General features: G+C 49.5%; 13 protein-coding genes, 1 other RNA gene and 2 pseudogenes. 5 read left to right on the top strand and 11 right to left on the bottom strand.

Annotated features, from left to right (window positions below):
• Positions 1-31: 31 nt before the first annotated feature.
• Both L2I46_RS17195 and L2I46_RS17200 read right to left on the bottom strand, forming a co-directional pair.
• Positions 32-1384: a hypothetical protein gene (locus L2I46_RS17195; protein WP_147734090.1), complete on the bottom strand. Its 1353-nt coding sequence runs from the start codon at positions 1382-1384 to the stop codon at positions 32-34.
• Between the two features lie 691 nt (positions 1385-2075).
• A pseudogene (locus L2I46_RS17200) lies at positions 2076-3140 on the bottom strand (DNA primase family protein); the annotation flags it as partial.
• Positions 3141-3613: 473 nt separating this feature from the next.
• Here L2I46_RS17200 and L2I46_RS17205 point away from each other — a divergent pair.
• Positions 3614-4510 carry a hypothetical protein gene (locus L2I46_RS17205; protein ID WP_147734092.1) on the top strand — a complete coding sequence of 299 codons (897 nt, stop codon included), beginning with the start codon at positions 3614-3616 and terminating at the stop codon, positions 4508-4510.
• A 97-nt stretch (positions 4511-4607) separates the two neighbouring features.
• On the opposite strand, the gene L2I46_RS17210 is transcribed toward L2I46_RS17205, so the two are convergent.
• From L2I46_RS17210 to smpB, 4 genes and pseudogenes are all read right to left on the bottom strand, one after another.
• Positions 4608-5966 carry an SIR2 family protein gene (locus tag L2I46_RS17210; protein ID WP_236948061.1) on the bottom strand — a complete coding sequence of 453 codons (1359 nt, stop codon included), beginning with the start codon at positions 5964-5966 and terminating at the stop codon, positions 4608-4610.
• A gap of 27 nt (positions 5967-5993) precedes the next feature.
• Positions 5994-7210 (bottom strand): annotated as a pseudogene (locus tag L2I46_RS17215) (integrase domain-containing protein).
• Between the two features lie 194 nt (positions 7211-7404).
• Positions 7405-7767: a transfer-messenger RNA gene (ssrA, locus tag L2I46_RS17220) on the bottom strand.
• A gap of 144 nt (positions 7768-7911) precedes the next feature.
• Positions 7912-8394 (bottom strand): SsrA-binding protein SmpB, encoded by a 483-nt coding sequence (smpB, locus tag L2I46_RS17225; protein ID WP_002914164.1) that lies wholly within the window; start codon positions 8392-8394, stop codon positions 7912-7914.
• Positions 8395-8543: 149 nt separating this feature from the next.
• On the opposite strand from smpB, the gene L2I46_RS17230 reads away from it, so the two are divergent.
• Together L2I46_RS17230 and L2I46_RS17235 are read left to right on the top strand one after the other, a co-directional pair.
• A complete protein-coding gene (locus tag L2I46_RS17230; protein ID WP_008806099.1) occupies positions 8544-8981 on the top strand; it encodes a type II toxin-antitoxin system RatA family toxin in 438 nt (145 codons plus the stop codon).
• The gene (locus L2I46_RS17235) at positions 8971-9261 is read left to right on the top strand and encodes an RnfH family protein (RefSeq protein WP_004206851.1); all 291 of its coding nucleotides are present in this window, start codon (positions 8971-8973) and stop codon (positions 9259-9261) included. The genes L2I46_RS17230 and L2I46_RS17235 overlap by 11 nt, the downstream gene beginning before the upstream one ends.
• A gap of 69 nt (positions 9262-9330) precedes the next feature.
• Here L2I46_RS17235 and bamE read toward each other — a convergent pair whose 3' ends face one another.
• The 3 genes from bamE to nadK form a co-directional block, all read right to left on the bottom strand.
• Entirely contained in the window at positions 9331-9672 is a 342-nt protein-coding gene (bamE, locus tag L2I46_RS17240; RefSeq protein WP_004206850.1) for an outer membrane protein assembly factor BamE, read from the bottom strand.
• Between the two features lie 146 nt (positions 9673-9818).
• Positions 9819-11480, bottom strand: a complete 1662-nt coding sequence (gene recN / locus L2I46_RS17245; RefSeq protein WP_004206849.1) for a DNA repair protein RecN — start codon at positions 11478-11480, stop codon at positions 9819-9821.
• A gap of 86 nt (positions 11481-11566) precedes the next feature.
• Positions 11567-12445, bottom strand: coding sequence for an NAD(+) kinase (gene nadK, locus L2I46_RS17250; RefSeq protein ID WP_163589320.1), 879 nt, complete (start codon positions 12443-12445; stop codon positions 11567-11569).
• A gap of 124 nt (positions 12446-12569) precedes the next feature.
• Between nadK and grpE the strand changes: the two genes are divergently transcribed.
• Positions 12570-13160 carry a nucleotide exchange factor GrpE gene (grpE, locus tag L2I46_RS17255; protein WP_004174800.1) on the top strand — a complete coding sequence of 197 codons (591 nt, stop codon included), beginning with the start codon at positions 12570-12572 and terminating at the stop codon, positions 13158-13160.
• Between the two features lie 118 nt (positions 13161-13278).
• On the opposite strand, the gene L2I46_RS17260 is transcribed toward grpE, so the two are convergent.
• Together L2I46_RS17260 and L2I46_RS17265 are read right to left on the bottom strand one after the other, a co-directional pair.
• Positions 13279-14565, bottom strand: coding sequence for an HlyC/CorC family transporter (locus tag L2I46_RS17260; RefSeq protein WP_023290690.1), 1287 nt, complete (start codon positions 14563-14565; stop codon positions 13279-13281).
• A 19-nt stretch (positions 14566-14584) separates the two neighbouring features.
• Positions 14585-15376, bottom strand: a complete 792-nt coding sequence (locus tag L2I46_RS17265) for a cytochrome C assembly family protein (RefSeq protein ID WP_002914153.1) — start codon at positions 15374-15376, stop codon at positions 14585-14587.
• A 163-nt stretch (positions 15377-15539) separates the two neighbouring features.
• Here L2I46_RS17265 and ffh point away from each other — a divergent pair, with 163 nt between their 5' ends.
• Complete coding sequence (gene ffh, locus L2I46_RS17270; protein WP_002914152.1) at positions 15540-16904, top strand: signal recognition particle protein; 1365 nt, start codon at positions 15540-15542, stop codon at positions 16902-16904.
• Positions 16905-16945 lie beyond the last annotated feature (41 nt).

Genomic DNA, 16945 nt, shown 5'->3' on the forward strand with positions numbered 1-16945 from the left:
CTTCATATTACTAGTCTAAGTCATGACGTTTTTAATATATGTGATTAGCGTCGATTTTATCTTTTACACGGCGCATTAGTTCTTTTCTTTTACAATCTAAGATTTCTTCAGGAATATTATAGTAATCAATTAATTGCCGCATGGTTATTATTTTTCCAATAAGATTCTCTATTTCATTAGATATCATATTTGCTGCATTGGATATATTGCTCCTGTAAGCATTGGTGTTTTTATAATAACTTGATGTATCTTCAATTAGTTTTTTTAGGTTTTGATGGAAGTTATCTCTAAATATAATGATGTCTGCTGTTTTATTATTGAATTTTAGGTTTTTTGAAAAATAATCACATATGCAATTTTCGTTAAAGAGACCATATGTACTACTGATCTGGTTATGGTAGAAGTAGTTGTGATTTCTGATGATTTCTCTTGTGGTTGTAGTTATTAAGTCATTTGTTTTAGATACTAGGAACTTCATAAGCTCATGGGGTGATAGAGAACTTTCATAATTTATGAAGAACTTAAGTGCTAATTCTGATATTTTTATTTTTTTACTTATGTATTCAGGGGTGACTATGTATTTATCATGTAAGTTATAGGTTAGACAAATGTGGAAATTTATATCATTTAGTAAACCATCAAGCTTTTCGATATGGATTCTATCATTGTGAACAATATTAGCTTGCTTTGCATAAAATGCAAAACAAGCATCATATGTATATATGCAGATCTCATGTATCTCTTTTTTTAGATGAAGTTTATTTTCGGATTTTATAATAAGATGCTCAAAAAAATCATAATCTACAAGCATCTTGTAATAATATTCATATTGTGAGCTGTTAGGGATTGATGTTTTTTTCTCATCAAAAAGAGATGAATTTATTGCGATGGTATATAAAACATCGTTGGGTATAAATGATCTTACAAGTGAAGAGTATTTTTTTTGTAATGAAATTGAATCATATTGTTTGTCATTAGAGGAGGATGGGAATTCGGTTCTTATGGTTTTAAGAGTATGGTATAAAATTCTCATGTAAGGGCTTAAATTTTCATGACCTCGTATATAGCATACGGCATGAGTTGTTATCTTTATATCTAATGGGTTGTTTTTTAGCCAGTGAGTAACAAGTGCTAAAGAATTGTTGTGTTGTTCGAGTATTAAATTAAATTTTTGTTGAAAAAAATTTTGAGCATTAGCTTCACTCGTCGACCTGGCCGCAATCCATGCAACATAACTTTGATACATGGCAGCAAATAGGGCTGCTGCTGTGGCCAGTGAACCAATTTTATCAATATTTTTCCATATGAATGAATGCTCGCTGACGAGGATTAATGCTACAAATGGGAGAGTGAGAATAACTACATGTTTGTTTGTAATGTTCATCGACAAAATGCCTTTTGCCTTAGCTGATAGGTGATTATATCTCAATGAATCTAGAGAGTACATATGGAGTAAGTGAAATTATACTTCAATACTCTAAGCTTGAGAAGCATAAAGTCAACTTGATAGGTATTTAAATGACACTGGGGATATCCGATAAGATTAATTTTTTACATTGATTTTTTGAGTGGTGCTTTGTTTTTTAAAATTTAAATTTTTAAGATATCATGCTCTTTTATTTTTATATATAAGGAATGGCAAAAGTATGATTAATATTATTAATTTGTGTTTGAATAATAGTGTTTTACTCAAGGGTAAATGAAGGTTTTTATACTTTCTGATTATGGTTTGCAGTAATTGTCGCTTATAAAAGTATATTTGGATTGTTCTTATTTATTTTTCTTATGTTACCCCATTGATTTGGGGGTGCTTTAACAAATAATAGTTATAGGTTGTGTAAAAGATGGAGGCAACTTAATACCTAATGAATCATTTTTTGGTATGGAACGGTCGAAATTTAGTAGTGTATTACTATATATGTGACTGATTAAAGGGAACGGTTTTGTGCGCGGGTAAGTTTCGTTAATTAATTTTTTTATTTTAGCAGATGAACTTACGGGCAGGATAAACACTTTACTGTTCACTCTGGTCGGTGTGCAGGCAAAAAAAGACCGGCAATACCGGTCCGGGTAGGTTATGTCACGGTGGGTTCGTCGCACTTCGGCAGCCAGTTGGCGTTGCTTTCCTCCCTGAGGGCGAGATTGGTCTGCATGCCCTGATTTGTGCGGCGCTTCTCGTAATTCAGTCCGTACTCTTTCAGCATGGCTGAGAGCCCCTTGCCGAACATGGTCAGGCTGAGCGCGTTCCTGTAGCCGTGGGCCTCCATATACACCAGATAGGCGTGATACAGATACAGGCGCGGTTGGCGCGGGATAATGTTGGCGTTCCCCATATACATCCCGTCCGGCTCCGGCAGCGCTTCCAGATAACCGCAAAAATCAAACGTCGGGTCAGCATCGCGCTTGATGCTGAGCGCCTCGTCGGAGTTCTGCTGCGACTGGAGCAGGGAGCGGGCGCTCATCGGGTCGCTGAACAGCTGCATCAGCTGGCGCACAATCACGGCCAGCTCGCGGGCGATTTTATCCCTGAGCTGCGGGTCGTGTTCTTCCGGCGCAATCTGCTCCGGGAAGTGGATGATTACCCGGCGACGTGACACGCCGCCGCTGCGGTCGGTGAAGCGCATCGGGTTATTGTTCACGGCCAGAATGACCGCCGGAATATGCGTCGAGTACGGATTCTGGTATTTCGGGTCAACGGAGACCGCATCGCCGCCGGTGATGGCCTTGAGTCCGGCACCGTCACCGCTCCATTTCTCCTGGTCAGGCAGACGTATCAGTGAGAAGCCAATCAGGGAGGCACGCTTGCGCGGGTCTTCCAGCGTGTCGATATCGGCTGACGTGGCGTTATCCTCTCCGGCCAGCATCGTGGCTATTTCGGCGAGAATACTTTTCCCGCTGCCGCCGGGGCCGGTGACTTCGAGAAAGAGCTGCCAGTCGTAGCGGTTCGCCAGCACCATAAACAGTGCGGCCAGAATCACGTTACGTTTTGTCGGGTTGCTACTGGCTGCCCGGTCGAGCCAGCGCCAGAAGTTCGGCGCGTGGGTTTCCAGCGTTTCCCCTTCCACCGGCGGGGTGAAATCCACGTCGCACAGCGTGCGCAGCCAGTGCGATTTGCTGTGCGGGCTGAGCGCGTCGCTGCGCGGGTTCACGGGAGTGTCAGTGGGTGGCGCCGTGCTGTTCGGGTGCGTGGCGAGCTTCTTAGGCGGTCAGGATAAGTGCAGGAAAAGGCCGCCCGGAGAATGAGGAAAATCAGTTATTTCGGTGCTGATACTGTTTCTTCTGAAGCCTCTCATCTCTATTCCATGTATTCACCTGATGTATTCGTGTCTGTATCGGCCTGTGACCATCGATTCGCTGGTATGGAGAACAGCCCCTCAAGACGTTGTTAGCGAGGTGGGAAGAGCATTGCGCGCTGTAGCGAGATAACTAGTTAAGATCTATCGCTAATCTACTTAAACCCGTCATTTTCCCAATTCATAGTGAGACTGCTCACAAATGAATTTTTTGGAAGCAAAATCAGGCTAGCTAAAATAATGTAACTGCTTGATTTTTTTGATGCCTCAAGATTATTATATTTCACAACTAGAATCTCATCTTTTACTGGGTGATTAATATGTTTGAAGATTTAATAAAAACGGTAAAGGCACAACTGTACGATAGATTAACCAGTCCGCTACTGGGATGTTTTTTGTTGTCATGGGTAATATGGAACTATAAGTTTATATTTACTTTGTTCTCCGATATGAAAATAGAAGATAAATTCAAGTTTATAGATGGTTCTATATATCCAGGCGATTACTCCCATTTTATATATGGGCTGCTACTCCCTTTTGTTACAACTTTATTCTTTATCTTCATTTATCCATACCCTGCAAAGTTTGCATACGCATTTTTTAGGAAAAGACAGGTCGAGCTCAAAGAAATACAACAAAAAATAGATGATGAAACACCTTTGACTCGTGATGAGGCAAGAAAGATTCGTTCTGATGCTGTCAAAATGAGCATTGAATTTGAACAAGAGATAGAAAAACTTCGTGAAGAAAATTTATCATTGCGCAGTATAATTAAAAAAATAAATGAAAATCAGGGGGGTGACTCTGCAAATATATCTGAGACGCAATCATCAAAAAAAGTTAATAGAGAGGCGGAAATCACTCACGATGATGAACAAAACTATAACTATGAACCATTTTTTGATAATAAATCCAATTTGTCAGGAAATTCTCGATTATTAATAACGGGCCCTGAACACATCAAAGCATCGGTAGAAAATCATATAAACAGCGATAAGAAATTTAATGGTCACACTTTTATGGTCAATGTTGATGGTAAGTATGTTTCTATCAATCTAATTTCCAAAAATGGAAGGGGTAAACCTTTTAAATATGACTATCACATCCCGGGGAATGGTAAGATAGGTTATGAATCGATGCGTATAATTAATTCTTTTGACGAGGATTTTGTTCGTTATTTAAATAATAAAAACCCCGAACAACTAGAGAATAAATAGATACTAAACAACAAACTAAAGAGCATGGGAAATCGAACTTATCGTAAAAAAAAGCCGCTATTTAAGCGGCTATAAGAAGTGGCAAGGTTAGGAATGATTACGGAGCCTTTACCCCTAAATCAAACTCATCTCCATTTCGAACTTTTTCAAGGAGTTCACGAAGATAGTTAGAATATCTATGAGATTGAATTTCATCATCGTTCATTATTGCATAGTGATATTTGTTATCGAACGTCTTAATGTCTACGCCAGTAATATTTTTAACTATTTCTAATAGTTTGTTCGCATCATGCCAGCCTTTGAAGCCAAGTGACTGACCTAGTGTGGTTAAAGTAAAAGGGAAGCTGGCATTAAATGCCATACCATCAGATGACGTTGCTATGCCATATAATTTTGCTAGTTCACCTTCTGATTCGCTAATATTTGATAAAACCCGGTAATCGACCTGAACAGGATTACGAGGTATGTCAGTTCTTACAAGGTCATAAGTGCGAGCTAAAAGTGCCCGTAATAATTTGGGGTTTATATTATCAAGGGCTCTATTCGAGCCAAATGCTGAAAACACCCAAGAATAATCATTTGCAACGATGCTTTTTATTCGGATGCTTTTGTTTGTAGATACCTGGATCAACCGTTCACGGCGTGGGTATTCATTCTCATTCTGCTTTTCGGCCCATTCTAGAATGTATATGTTGGGGATGACATCTCCATTCTCTGAAAGTAGCTCATCAATATCAGATAATATGTTTTTTATATTTGAATCTTCTGCACTATAACCTATAAAAAGAAGAGGGTGTTCAGCAAAGAAAGTAAGTAATTTTGCACTTAAATATTTCTTTTTCTTTATGAAGTCATCGTAATCATCACGATTTATTATTATGCTTTTAGGTGTAGAGCAACAACCATGTATTTTAAGAATTTCGCCAATGCTACCATGGTTAGCATACAGAATTTTTTGACCTATTATTGGCGTGAATTCAGGGTATATCGACTCAAGTAGTTTATCATAATTTGTTGTGATAATTGAGTGAGGATGGATCTTTCTTAAAAGTTCAATCTCGCCATTGTCTAAAATTTCCTTTTCTTGTAATAATAAATTAAAAATAGTAGATATTTTGTGTTTAAAGTAAATGCTTGGATCATTCCCCTCTTCAAATAATTCTACTGGAAATTCTTTTTCTCCGGCACCCCATGCCCACTCGTTATAAGAATCAGAGAATACGCTTCCAATATCAATTAACTCAGGATATTTCTGTTTATAATAAGCAAATCTTTTATCAATATTAGGACATTCAGAAGCAAGTTGTTGAAGAAGCTCTTCCCAGTTTGGGCCAGAAAGATACCTCTTAGTTAACCCCGAACCAACAAAAAGGATGGGCTGACATCCCATTCCTTCAAGGCATGTCTTTATATCATCACTAACGTCTTCAATGTATTGATGGTAATTATTTGGCATTTAAGACTCCTTTGCTGTGCAATCTTATTAAATTGCTTGCATGAGGTGGTGGTTTTTGTGCGCAAATTCACCCCACCAATTCATCAAGTCTATACGTTGTTCAAGATAAGTTGAACGATTGTATGCTCTACGAACTTCATTTTTATCGCTGTGAGCAAGCGCCGCTTCAATTACGTCTGGATTAAAACCAGCCTCGTTTAGCGCTGTACTTGCTATAGAGCGTAATCCATGCGCAACAAGTTTCCCACCATAACCAATTCTCTTCAGTGCAGCATTAGCAGTCTGACTATTCATAGGTTGCTTAGGATCATTCCTACTGGGGAAAACATGTTCACGATGAGCACTGATTGGCTTCATCACTTCCAGAATCTCTAATGGCTGAGGAGATACAGCTACAATGTGCTCACGCTTGGCCTTCATCCGTTCGGCTGGAATTGTCCAAAGCTTGTCATCTATATCGATCTCTAACCATCGAGTACCTGAAGCCTCAGAGGGACGCACAAGTGTTAGAAGCTGCCACTCGATAAGACAGCGTGTCGGAACAGTTAAATTAGACATAACCAGTGACCGCATCAATTTTGGCAATTCTTCTGGCCGCAGCGTCGGCATGTTTTGCTTTTTTGGTTTCTCAAAGGCCATGCCAACACTTGAGGCCGGATTCGCATCTATCAGACCAGTGTTAACCACATAAATCATTATTTCATTAATACGTTGTACCAGGCGGCGAACTGTCTCCAATGCCTCTAGCGCTTTGATTGTCTCAAGTGCTTCAACTATCGTTCTGGCCTTTACCTCCAGTACGGGTATCGTACCGATTGCCGGGAACACATCTTTATCCAAAGAACGCCAAATATCCTTTGCATAATCCTGTGTGACACTTCTGCTTTTTATCTGGAACCAGTTGGCAGTCACAGTTGAAAAAATGCTGTCTAACTCAATCTGGCGTTGTTCTGACGCTTGTTACTGTTCCTGTTCCTATTGTGGATCCATACCTTGCGCGAGTATGGTCAAGTGCTGGTCACGTATCTGACGAGCTGCTGCGAGTGTAAGGGCAGGGTATGAGCCGAGACTCAAATTCATGCGGCTGCTGCTTCCCGGTCGTTGATAACGGAAACGCTAGAGTTTTTTACCGGAGGTTTGAAGAGTAAAAACAGGCCATCGCCATCATGAAGGGGGAAGTCTTTTGCACGGGGTTTAGCTTTGAGGATTTCGTTGTTAGTGAGGAGGCGTGTGATGCGCCCCATATCTGGATTCCTTCCATGATTGGTACACGTTTAATGGACAACACTATAGCGTGTATCTAAACGTGTACCAATAATCACAGGATTTGACCGGATGTTCTCGGACAACGACAGACACAAAAAAGCCCGCAGGGCTTGCGCCGTGCGGGCTCTTAGGACTTCATCGGATGACTCTGGTAATCACCGATGGAGAATTTTGGTGGAGCTGGCGGGAGTTGAACCCGCGTCCGAAATTCCTACATCCTCGGCACTACATGCTTAGTCAGTCTTTACATTCGCTTGCCAGCTACGGACAGACACGCCACTAACAAACTAGCCTGATTAGATTTAACGCTTCAACCCCAGGCAGGGCATCCACGCGATCTCTTTTGGGTTTGACCTCTCTTTGATCCCCGTCTTAAGAGCGGAAGCTAGGGAGAGAGGGCTCAGAGCAGGTTATTAAGCTGCTAAAGCGTAGTTTTCGTCGTTTGCGACTATTTTTTGCGGCTTTTTACGAGGCCAACCGCCCCTCGGCATGCACCTTGGGTTTCGCAAATCCCGTCGAATCCAGAATCAGCCCCAATGTGTAGGTCAAGTATAACAGATTTGTGAATGTCGTTACCAGCCCCATAACGCAGGATTCTTTCAGCAGGGGTGGACGAAAAAGCAGCATCAACAAGGATATAGCGTAAGGGCCAGCGAGAGCTGGCCCTCAGGGGAGGGGGTTAGCGTCCGGCGTGCTTCATAATACGCGCCTTATCCAGCGCCCATTCACGATCTTTCAGATCGGTACGCTTGTCATGCTGTTTCTTACCTTTGGCGACGCCGATTTTCACTTTGCACCAGGCATTCTTCCAGTACAGCGACAGAGCGACAACGGTGTAACCTTCGCGGTTAATGCGGCCGTACAGCGTATCGAGTTCGCGCTGGTTGAGCAGCAGCTTACGGGTACGCGTCGGGTCGCAGACATAGTGGGTGGAAGCCACGGCCATGGGCGTAAAGTTGGCGCCGAACAGGAAGGCTTCGCCATCCTTCAGGATGACATAGCTATCGCCGATGTTGGCTTTGCCTGCACGCAGGGATTTGACTTCCCAGCCCTGCAGGGCGAGACCAGCCTCGTATTCATCTTCGATAAAGTATTCGTGACGGGCGCGTTTATTCAGCGCAATGGTGGCTGATCCAGGTTTGTGGGCTTTTTTCTTAGTCATAATGTCCTGAAGTCATCGTCTTATACACAGTTACCTCGATCGCATCCTGCGAGGTGTACTGCGCATCTTAGCACGAGTTGCGGCACAGCGTTTTTTTTAGCAGCAGATAAATGATATTATTTGCACTGTGTTTAAATGTGGAACCTGCTATGCCTCAGATTAGCCGTACTGCGCTGGTGCCTTTCAGCGCGGAACAGATGTATCAACTGGTAAACGATGTGAAGTCCTATCCTGATTTTCTGCCAGGCTGCACCGGTAGCCGCGTGCTGGAATTCGGGCCGACGCAAATGACGGCGGCGGTTGATGTGTCCAAAGCCGGCATCAGTAAGACCTTCACGACCCGGAATACACTGACCAGCAACCAGAGCATTTTGATGAGCCTGGTGGATGGCCCGTTCAAGAAGCTGATTGGCGGCTGGAAGTTTATTCCGCTGAGCCCGGAGGCGTGCAAAATCGAGTTCCATCTCGATTTTGAGTTTACCAATAAGCTGATTGAGATGGCCTTTGGCCGGGTCTTTAAGGAACTGGCCGCCAACATGGTGCAGGCGTTCACTTCGCGCGCCAAAGAGGTCTACAGTGCCAGCTAATATTCGTGTTGAGGTCGCTTACGCACTGCCTGAAAAGCAGTACCTGCAGCGGGTCACTCTGGACGAGGGGGCGACGGTCGAGCAGGCGATTATCGCCAGCGGCCTGCTGGCGCTGCGTGATGACATCGATCTGGCGAAAAACAAGCTGGGTATTTACAGTCGTCCGGTTAAGCTGCACGACGAAGTCCATGACGGCGACCGGGTGGAAATCTATCGCCCGCTGATCGCAGATCCGAAAGAGCTGCGTCGCCAGCGGGCGGAGAAAAACGCCGCGAAGTAACCGGCAGCTGCAGACCCGCTATCGGCCATAAAAAAAGCGCTCATTGAGCGCTTTTTGCTTTTCCGGGCCTTACTGACTGGTCAGCGCGGGCTTGTTATCAATGTTGGTTAACACGCCGCCATTGTTGAAGGTCAGGGTCAGGGTCTGCTGAGTCACTTTCTCGTGGCCCGGCTCCTGACGGAATACATAGAACCAGGTGTTGGTACCGAACGGATCCGACATCATTGGCGTTCCGAGAGCATAAGCAACCTGCTGTTGCGTCATACCGACACGAATTTTTGCTACATCGTTAGGTGCCAGATAGTTACCCTGGTTGATGTCAGGACGGTAAACCACTCGTTCCAGAGTGGAACAGCCTGCGGTCAACATAAGAAGAACCGCTGCGGCAGCAGTCAGCGTTTTACAGCGCATAGTGATTTGATTCCTTTTTGGGCCCGAGCAGTACGTGGCTCATCTGTAATATGCCGATAATAATAGACCTTCGCGCCGATGGAAACCTCCGGCTGCGGTCAGCAGGCAATTTGCTGTTCACTATGACCCTGTGAAAATCAAAAAGTTTACGCCGCAAGCAACTCTTTCGCGTTCGCCAGGGTGTTGCGCGTGACCTCGCTGCCGCCCAGCAGGCGAGCCAGCTCCTGCAGACGAGCACGCTTATCCAGCGGCTGCATATGGGTTTCGGTCATCTCGCCATCGGTCTCTTTGCAGACAAAGAAATGATGGTGGCCGCAGCCTGCGACCTGCGGCAGGTGGGTAACGCACATCACCTGCGTGGACTCGCCCAGCTGGCGCAGCAGCTTGCCGACCACCGCCGCGGTAGGGCCGCTGATGCCGACGTCCACTTCGTCGAAGATCAGCGCCGGGGTTTCCATTTTACGCGCGGTGATCACCTGAATCGCCAGCGCAATACGCGACAATTCACCGCCAGAGGCCACTTTCGCGATCGGCTGCAGCGGCTGCCCCGGGTTAGTGGTGACGCGGAACTCAATATGATCGGCGCCGTCGGCGGTGAGATGGCGTTCATCGAAAGCGACCTCAATCGCGAAGACCCCGTGCGGCATCGAAAGTGAGTGCATACTCTCGGTGATAAGCTGGGTTAGCTCGTCGGCGCTGGCCTGGCGCAGGGCGTGCAGTTGGCGCGCGGTCTCCAGCGCCAGCTGATGATGTTCGACCACCTGCTGGCTGAGGGATTCCAGCGAGCCGGCGCTGTCGTCCAGCAGGCGCTGCTCTTCGAGCATCGCCTGATAAACCGCCGGCAGCTCTTCCGGCATCACCTGGTGTTTACGCGCCAGCGCGATTTGCCGGGAAATCCGCTGCTCAAGTTCGAACAGACGATTAGGATCGAGGTCCAGACGGTCGTGATAGTGGCGCAGCTCATCGCTGGCCTCGCTGAGCTGAATGGCCGCCTCTTCCAGCATATCCAGCACGCCGGAAAGCTTGCTGTCCATACCCACCAGCTCGCTGACCAGCTGCTTCGCGGTATAAAGCTGGCTCTGCAGGTTGGCCTCTTCGCCGTCCGCCAGTACCGTCAGGGCGTGCTGACAGGTGCTGAGCAGCTGACCGCTGTTGGCCAGGCGTTTGTACTCTTCGTCAATCTGCTCAAACTCTCCCGCCAGCGGGTTAAATTCGTTCAGCTCTTTAAGCTGGTACTGCAGCAGATCGGCGCGGGCGGCGCGCTCCTGGCTCTGCTGCTGATGCTGGGCCAGCTCGCGGCAGCTCTGGTGCCACTGGCGATAGTGCTCTGCCATGCGCTGAGTGAGCGCATACTCACCTGTATAGCCGTCGAGCAGCGTTTTCTGGTGTTCGGGTTTGGTCAACAGCTGGTGCGCATGCTGGCCGTGGATCTGGATCAGCAGCTGGCCCAGCTCGCGCAGCTGCGAGAGCGGGACGGCGGTGCCGTTGATGAAGCCGCGCGAGCGGCCGTCGGCGCTGATCACCCGGCGAAGTAAACACTCACGCCCGCTCTCCAGCTGGTTCTCTTCCAGCCAGCGCTGGGCGGCCGGGGTATCTTTCAGCGCGAAGCGCGCGCACAGGTCGGCACGGGTGGCGCCGCGACGCACCATGTCGGCTTCCGCTCTGCCGCCGAGGCACAGCCCCAGCGCGTCGATGGCAATGGATTTCCCGGCGCCGGTTTCCCCGGTGATGGCGGTCATGCCGCTGTGGAAATCAATTTCCAGTTCACGAACGATAGCAAAATTACTGATGGTGAGTTGCGCCAACATAGCTGCCTTCCTGTATGAAAAACCAATACTGTGTTTTCGTACAGTATAGACTGGTTTTTTATCCAGTAAAGAGGCAGCGATGTAAATCAGAACAATTTTTTCGACCAGCCGAGCTTGGTGCTTAATGTATTGAAATAGCTGTAATCTTTAGGGTGAATCAGATTGAGGTGATAATCACAGCGGCGAATGAGAACGTCTTCGCCATCCTGGATCGGCAGGGCAATCTGGCTGTCGCAGCTGATCTCCAGATCGCTGCAGCGGTGAGAGAAGCGCAGGCGGATGTTGCTGTCGCCGTTGATCACCAGCGGTCGCGCCGAGAGGGTGTGCGGGAACATCGGCACCAGGGTGATGGCGTCCAGCGACGGGGTGAGGATCGGGCCGCCGGCCGACAGCGAATAGGCCGTGGAGCCGGTCGGAGTGGAGATAATCAGGCCGTCGGAGCGCTGGGAGAAGGCAAAGACTTCATCGATATAGACTTCGAACTCAATCATATGCGCCACTTTGCCGGGGTGCAGCACCACTTCGTTGATGGCGGTGCTGATGCGTTTCTGGCAATCCTGCTGGCACACCTGGGCCTCCAGCAGAAAGCGTTTTTCCGCGATGTAGTGGCCTTCCAGTACGTCGGCGAGCTGCTGCAGGGCGTTGTCCGGGTCCAGGTCGGTGAGAAAGCCGAGGTTGCCGCGGTTAATGCCGATGACATTAATGTCATAACGGGCCAGAGTCCGCGCCGCGCCGAGCATATTGCCGTCGCCGCCCACTACCACCGCGAGGTCGGCCTGTTGGCCAATCTCCGCCAGCGTGCCGGTTTTCACGTTGCTGAGCTGGAGTTCATGGGCGATCTGCTGTTCAACCAGCACTTCATACCCTTTGCTGCACAGCCAGCGCCAGAGCATTTCATGTGTGGTCAGGGCGGTGGGGTGACGAGGATGTCCCACAATGCCGATACACTTGAAATGGTTCTTCATGATCTGGATGTCCTTGCGTTAAATGAAATAGTGACAATCTGTCCGCTTCCCTTGAAACCCGGAAACTGATCCCCATAATAAGCGAAGTTAGCGAGATGAATGCGAAAAAAACGCGGAGAAATTCATGAGTAGTAAAGAACAGAAAACGCCTGAGGGGCAAGCCCCGGAAGAAATTATCACGGAGCAGCACGACGACGTTGAGGCGGTAGAGCCTGAAGTTTCGGCTGAGCAGGTGGATCCGCGCGATGAAAAAATTGCGAATCTGGAAGCCCAGCTGGCTGAAGCGCAGAAACGTGAACGTGAAGTGATGCTGCGTGCCAAAGCCGACGAAGATAACCTGCGTCGTCGTACCGAGCAGGATATCGAGAAAGCGCACAAATTCGCGCTGGAAAAATTCGTCAATGAACTGCTGCCGGTGATCGACAGCCTGGACCGCGCGCTGGAAGTGGCCGACAAGGCTAACCCGGAGCTGGCGCCGATGGTGGAAGGGATCGAACTGACCCTCAAATCTATGCTGGACGTAGTGCGTAAGTTTGGCGTGGAAGTGATCGCCGACACCAACGTTCCGCTGGATCCGAACGTCCACCAGGCCATTGCGATGGTCGAGTCTGAAGACGTGGCGGCGGGCAACGTGCTGGCCGTGATGCAGAAAGGTTACACCCTGAACGGCCGCACCATTCGCGCCGCGATGGTGACGGTAGCAAAAGCGAAATAACGTTTGCTGCCTTGCTCAACGGCTGCCCGCGGGCGGCCGTTTTTTATGCCATCGCTCCCGGCGCGAGAAAAAAAACGGCGGGCCGCAGCCCACCGTGATGTTAATTCCTTCGCTCGCGCTACTCCGCGACGCTCTCGCGTAATGATTTCACCGGCATCACTTTCACCTGTTTGATCATGTTGTCCTGCACGTCGAGGATATCAATATCATACTGCTCAATGCGCACGCGGGTGCCCGGGACCGGGATCTCTTCCAGCGCTTCAAGGATGATACCGTTGATGGTGCGCGCTTCATCTTCCGGCAGGTTCCAGTTGAACGCTTTGTTGATCTCGCGAACGTTGGCGCTGCCGTCGATTATCACCGTACCGTCGTTGAGCGGGGTCACTTCCTCCGCCAGGGTGGGTGACATGGAGGTGGTGAAGTCGCCGACAATCTCTTCAAGAATATCTTCTACGGTAACCAGCCCCTGAATATCGCCGTATTCATTAACCACCAGGCCGACTTTCTTTTTATTGCGCTGAAATTTCACCAGCTGGGTGCTGAGCGGCGTCCCTTCCGGAACAAAGTAGATCTCATCTGCCGCCCGCAGCATGATTTCTTTTGTGAACTCTTTCTTCTCCGTCATCAGGCGGTAGGCTTCGCGGACGCGCAGCATGCTGATGGCATCGTCCAGCGAATCGCGGTAGAGCACAATGCGGCCGTGTGGGGAGTGGGTCAGTTGGCGGACGATAGATTTCCAGTCGTCATTGATGTCGATGCCGACAATCTCATTGCGCGGCACCATGATGTCGTTAACGCTGACCTTCTCCAGGTCCAGCACCGACAGCAGCATATCCTGATTGCGTCGTGAGATTTGTGAACGGGATTCATTCACAATCGTGCGCAGTTCATCTTTACTCAGGGCGCTGCTGATGACGGTATCAGTGCGGATGCCCATCATGCGCATCAGCATGCGGGTGATGGTATTCAGCAGCCACACCAGGGGCATCATCAGCACCTGCAGGGGCGCCAACAGGAAGCTGCTGGGGTAGGCGACCTTTTCCGGATAGAGGGCGGCGATGGTTTTCGGCAGGACTTCGGCAAATACCAGCACCACAAAGGTGAGCACGCCGGTGGCGATCGCGACGCCGGCATCGCCGTAGAGGCGCATGCCGACGATGGTGCCCAACGCCGAGGCGAGAATGTTGACGAGGTTATTGCCGATAAGCACAAGGCTAATCAGGCGGTCCGGCTTGCGCAGCAGCTTCTCCACGCGCTTGGCGGGGCGGTTGCCTTGTTTCGCCATATGACGCAGCCGGTAGCGGTTCAGCGTCATCATGCCGGTTTCGGAACCGGAGAAATAGGCAGAGATAATCACCATGACGATCAGCGTTATGATCAGCGTGGTGGTGGAGATATGTTCCACGTAGGATTCCTTAAAAGACTTAGCTCACGAACTGTTGCAGCACGCGGCTACCAAAATAGGCCAGCGTCAGCAGACCGGCGCCAGCGACGCTGAACCAGACCACACGACGTCCGCGCCACCCTTCATGATAGTGGCCCCACAGCAGGACGATATAGACGAACCACGCAATAATCGACAGCACCGCTTTATCAATGTTTTCGCTGCTGAACAGATTGTGCATATAGAACAGACCGCTACACAGCGTCAGGGTCAGCAGCACCACGCCGACCTGGGTGATGTGGAACATTTTGCGCTCAATGCTCATCAGCGGCGGCATTTCGCTACTGAAGGCCAGCTTTTTGTTCTTTAACTGGTAGTCGATCCACGCCAGCTGTAGCGCATACAGCGCGGCAATGATCAGCGTGGCGTAGGAGAAGAGCGACAGGCCGATATGCACCAGCATCCCCGGGGTGGTTTCCAGGTGGGTGATATATTCGTTAGGCACGAAGGTGGCGAAGGCCAGATTGATCAGCGCGAAGGCATAGACGATAGGCAGCAGCAGCCAGCCGCGATTGCGCGAGGCCACGATAGTCATTACCGTACAGATCATCAGGCTCACCAGCGACCCGACGTTCAGTAAGCTGAGGTTTTGCCCGCTCTCGCCGCCGGGGAATATCCGTGCTTCCAGCGCAAAAGCATGGCAGATCAACGCGATAGTCGCTGATAAAATCGCCATTCGCCGCCAGCTGCTGTTTTTTTGCAGCAAGCCGGGGATAATCAGCGCGAGGCTGACAGAGTAGGCGACAAGGGCGAGTAGAGCAAAAACAGGCATAGGTGTCGGCTGTTGGATAAATAAGAAAGAGAAGCAGTATAACGTCAGCAGGCCTCTGCTCCAACCGTTGCAGCACATTCAGATTGATGTCGTGTTATACTCCGCCACATTCGTTTTGTGTGTCGCTGCGGCGACCGACCGTTTCCACCTCAGGCGAGAGACAATGTTTGATAATTTAACCGATCGTTTGTCGCGTACGCTGCGCAACATTAGCGGCCGCGGACGCCTTACAGAAGACAATATTAAAGACACCCTGCGCGAAGTGCGCATGGCGCTGCTGGAAGCGGACGTTGCGCTTCCGGTGGTACGTGATTTCATCAGCCGCGTCAAAGAGAGCGCGGTCGGCCATGAAGTCAATAAAAGCCTAACCCCGGGTCAGGAGTTCGTCAAAATCGTCCGCAACGAACTGGTGGCGGCGATGGGCGAAGAGAACCAGACCCTCGACCTGGCGGCGCAGCCGCCGGCGGTGGTGCTGATGGCGGGCCTGCAGGGCGCCGGTAAAACCACCAGCGTCGGTAAGCTGGGGAAATTCCTGCGCGAGAAGCACAAGAAGAAAGTGCTGGTGGTCTCCGCGGACGTTTACCGCCCGGCGGCGATCAAACAGCTGGAGACCCTGGCCGAGCAGGTCGGCGTCGACTTCTTCCCGTCCGACGTCGGCCAGAAGCCGGTTGATATCGTCAACGCGGCGCTGAAAGAAGCGAAGCTCAAATTCTACGACGTGCTGCTGGTGGATACCGCCGGTCGTCTGCACGTTGACGAAGCGATGATGGACGAAATTAAGCACGTCCACGCCGCCATTAATCCGGTTGAAACCCTGTTCGTCGTCGATGCGATGACCGGCCAGGATGCGGCGAATACCGCCAAAGCCTTTAACGAAGCGCTGCCGCTGACCGGCGTGGTGCTGACCAAAGTGGACGGCGACGCCCGCGGCGGCGCGGCGCTGTCGATTCGCCATATTACCGGCAAGCCGATTAAATTCCTCGGCGTCGGCGAGAAAACCGAAGCGCTGGAGCCGTTCCATCCGGACCGCGTCGCCTCCCGCATCCTCGGCATGGGCGACGTGCTGTCGCTGATCGAAGATATCGAGAGCAAAGTCGACCGCGCGCAGGCCGAGAAGCTGGCCTCCAAGCTGAAGAAAGGAGACGGTTTCGATCTCACCGACTTCCTTGAGCAGCTGCGCCAGATGAAAAACATGGGCGGCATGGCCAGCCTGATGGGCAAGCTGCCGGGTATGGGCCAGATCCCGGACAACGTGAAAGCGCAAATGGATGACAAAGTGCTGGTGCGTATGGAAGCGATCATCAACTCGATGACCCTGAAAGAGCGCGCCAAGCCGGAAATCATCAAAGGTTCACGTAAGCGACGTATCGCCGCCGGCTGCGGAATGCAGGTGCAGGATGTGAACCGTCTGCTCAAGCAGTTCGACGACATGCAGCGCATGATGAAGAAGATGAAGTCGAAAGGCGGCATGATGAAGATGATGCGCGGGATGAAAGGGATGATGCCTCCAGGCTTCCCGGGCCGCTAATACGCGTCATAATTCAAGCCGCAGATGCGTTGGCTGCGTTC

The organism is Klebsiella sp. 2019SCSN059, from assembly GCF_021739525.1.
GTDB classification, from domain to species: Bacteria; Pseudomonadota; Gammaproteobacteria; order Enterobacterales; family Enterobacteriaceae; genus Klebsiella; species Klebsiella quasipneumoniae.

Excerpts from the sequence above, each read along its gene's own strand:
- L2I46_RS17195 (WP_147734090.1), bottom strand. The coding sequence starts at position 1,384 with ATGAACATTACAAACAAACATGTAGTTATTCTCACTCTCCCATTTGTA.
- L2I46_RS17205 (WP_147734092.1), top strand. The coding sequence starts at position 3,614 with ATGTTTGAAGATTTAATAAAAACGGTAAAGGCACAACTGTACGATAGA.
- L2I46_RS17210 (WP_236948061.1), bottom strand. The coding sequence starts at position 5,966 with ATGCCAAATAATTACCATCAATACATTGAAGACGTTAGTGATGATATA.
- smpB (WP_002914164.1), bottom strand. The coding sequence starts at position 8,394 with ATGACTAAGAAAAAAGCCCACAAACCTGGATCAGCCACCATTGCGCTG.
- L2I46_RS17230 (WP_008806099.1), top strand. The coding sequence starts at position 8,544 with ATGCCTCAGATTAGCCGTACTGCGCTGGTGCCTTTCAGCGCGGAACAG.
- bamE (WP_004206850.1), bottom strand. The coding sequence starts at position 9,672 with ATGCGCTGTAAAACGCTGACTGCTGCCGCAGCGGTTCTTCTTATGTTG.
- recN (WP_004206849.1), bottom strand. The coding sequence starts at position 11,480 with ATGTTGGCGCAACTCACCATCAGTAATTTTGCTATCGTTCGTGAACTG.
- nadK (WP_163589320.1), bottom strand. The coding sequence starts at position 12,445 with ATGAAGAACCATTTCAAGTGTATCGGCATTGTGGGACATCCTCGTCAC.
- grpE (WP_004174800.1), top strand. The coding sequence starts at position 12,570 with ATGAGTAGTAAAGAACAGAAAACGCCTGAGGGGCAAGCCCCGGAAGAA.
- L2I46_RS17265 (WP_002914153.1), bottom strand. The coding sequence starts at position 15,376 with ATGCCTGTTTTTGCTCTACTCGCCCTTGTCGCCTACTCTGTCAGCCTC.
- ffh (WP_002914152.1), top strand. The coding sequence starts at position 15,540 with ATGTTTGATAATTTAACCGATCGTTTGTCGCGTACGCTGCGCAACATT.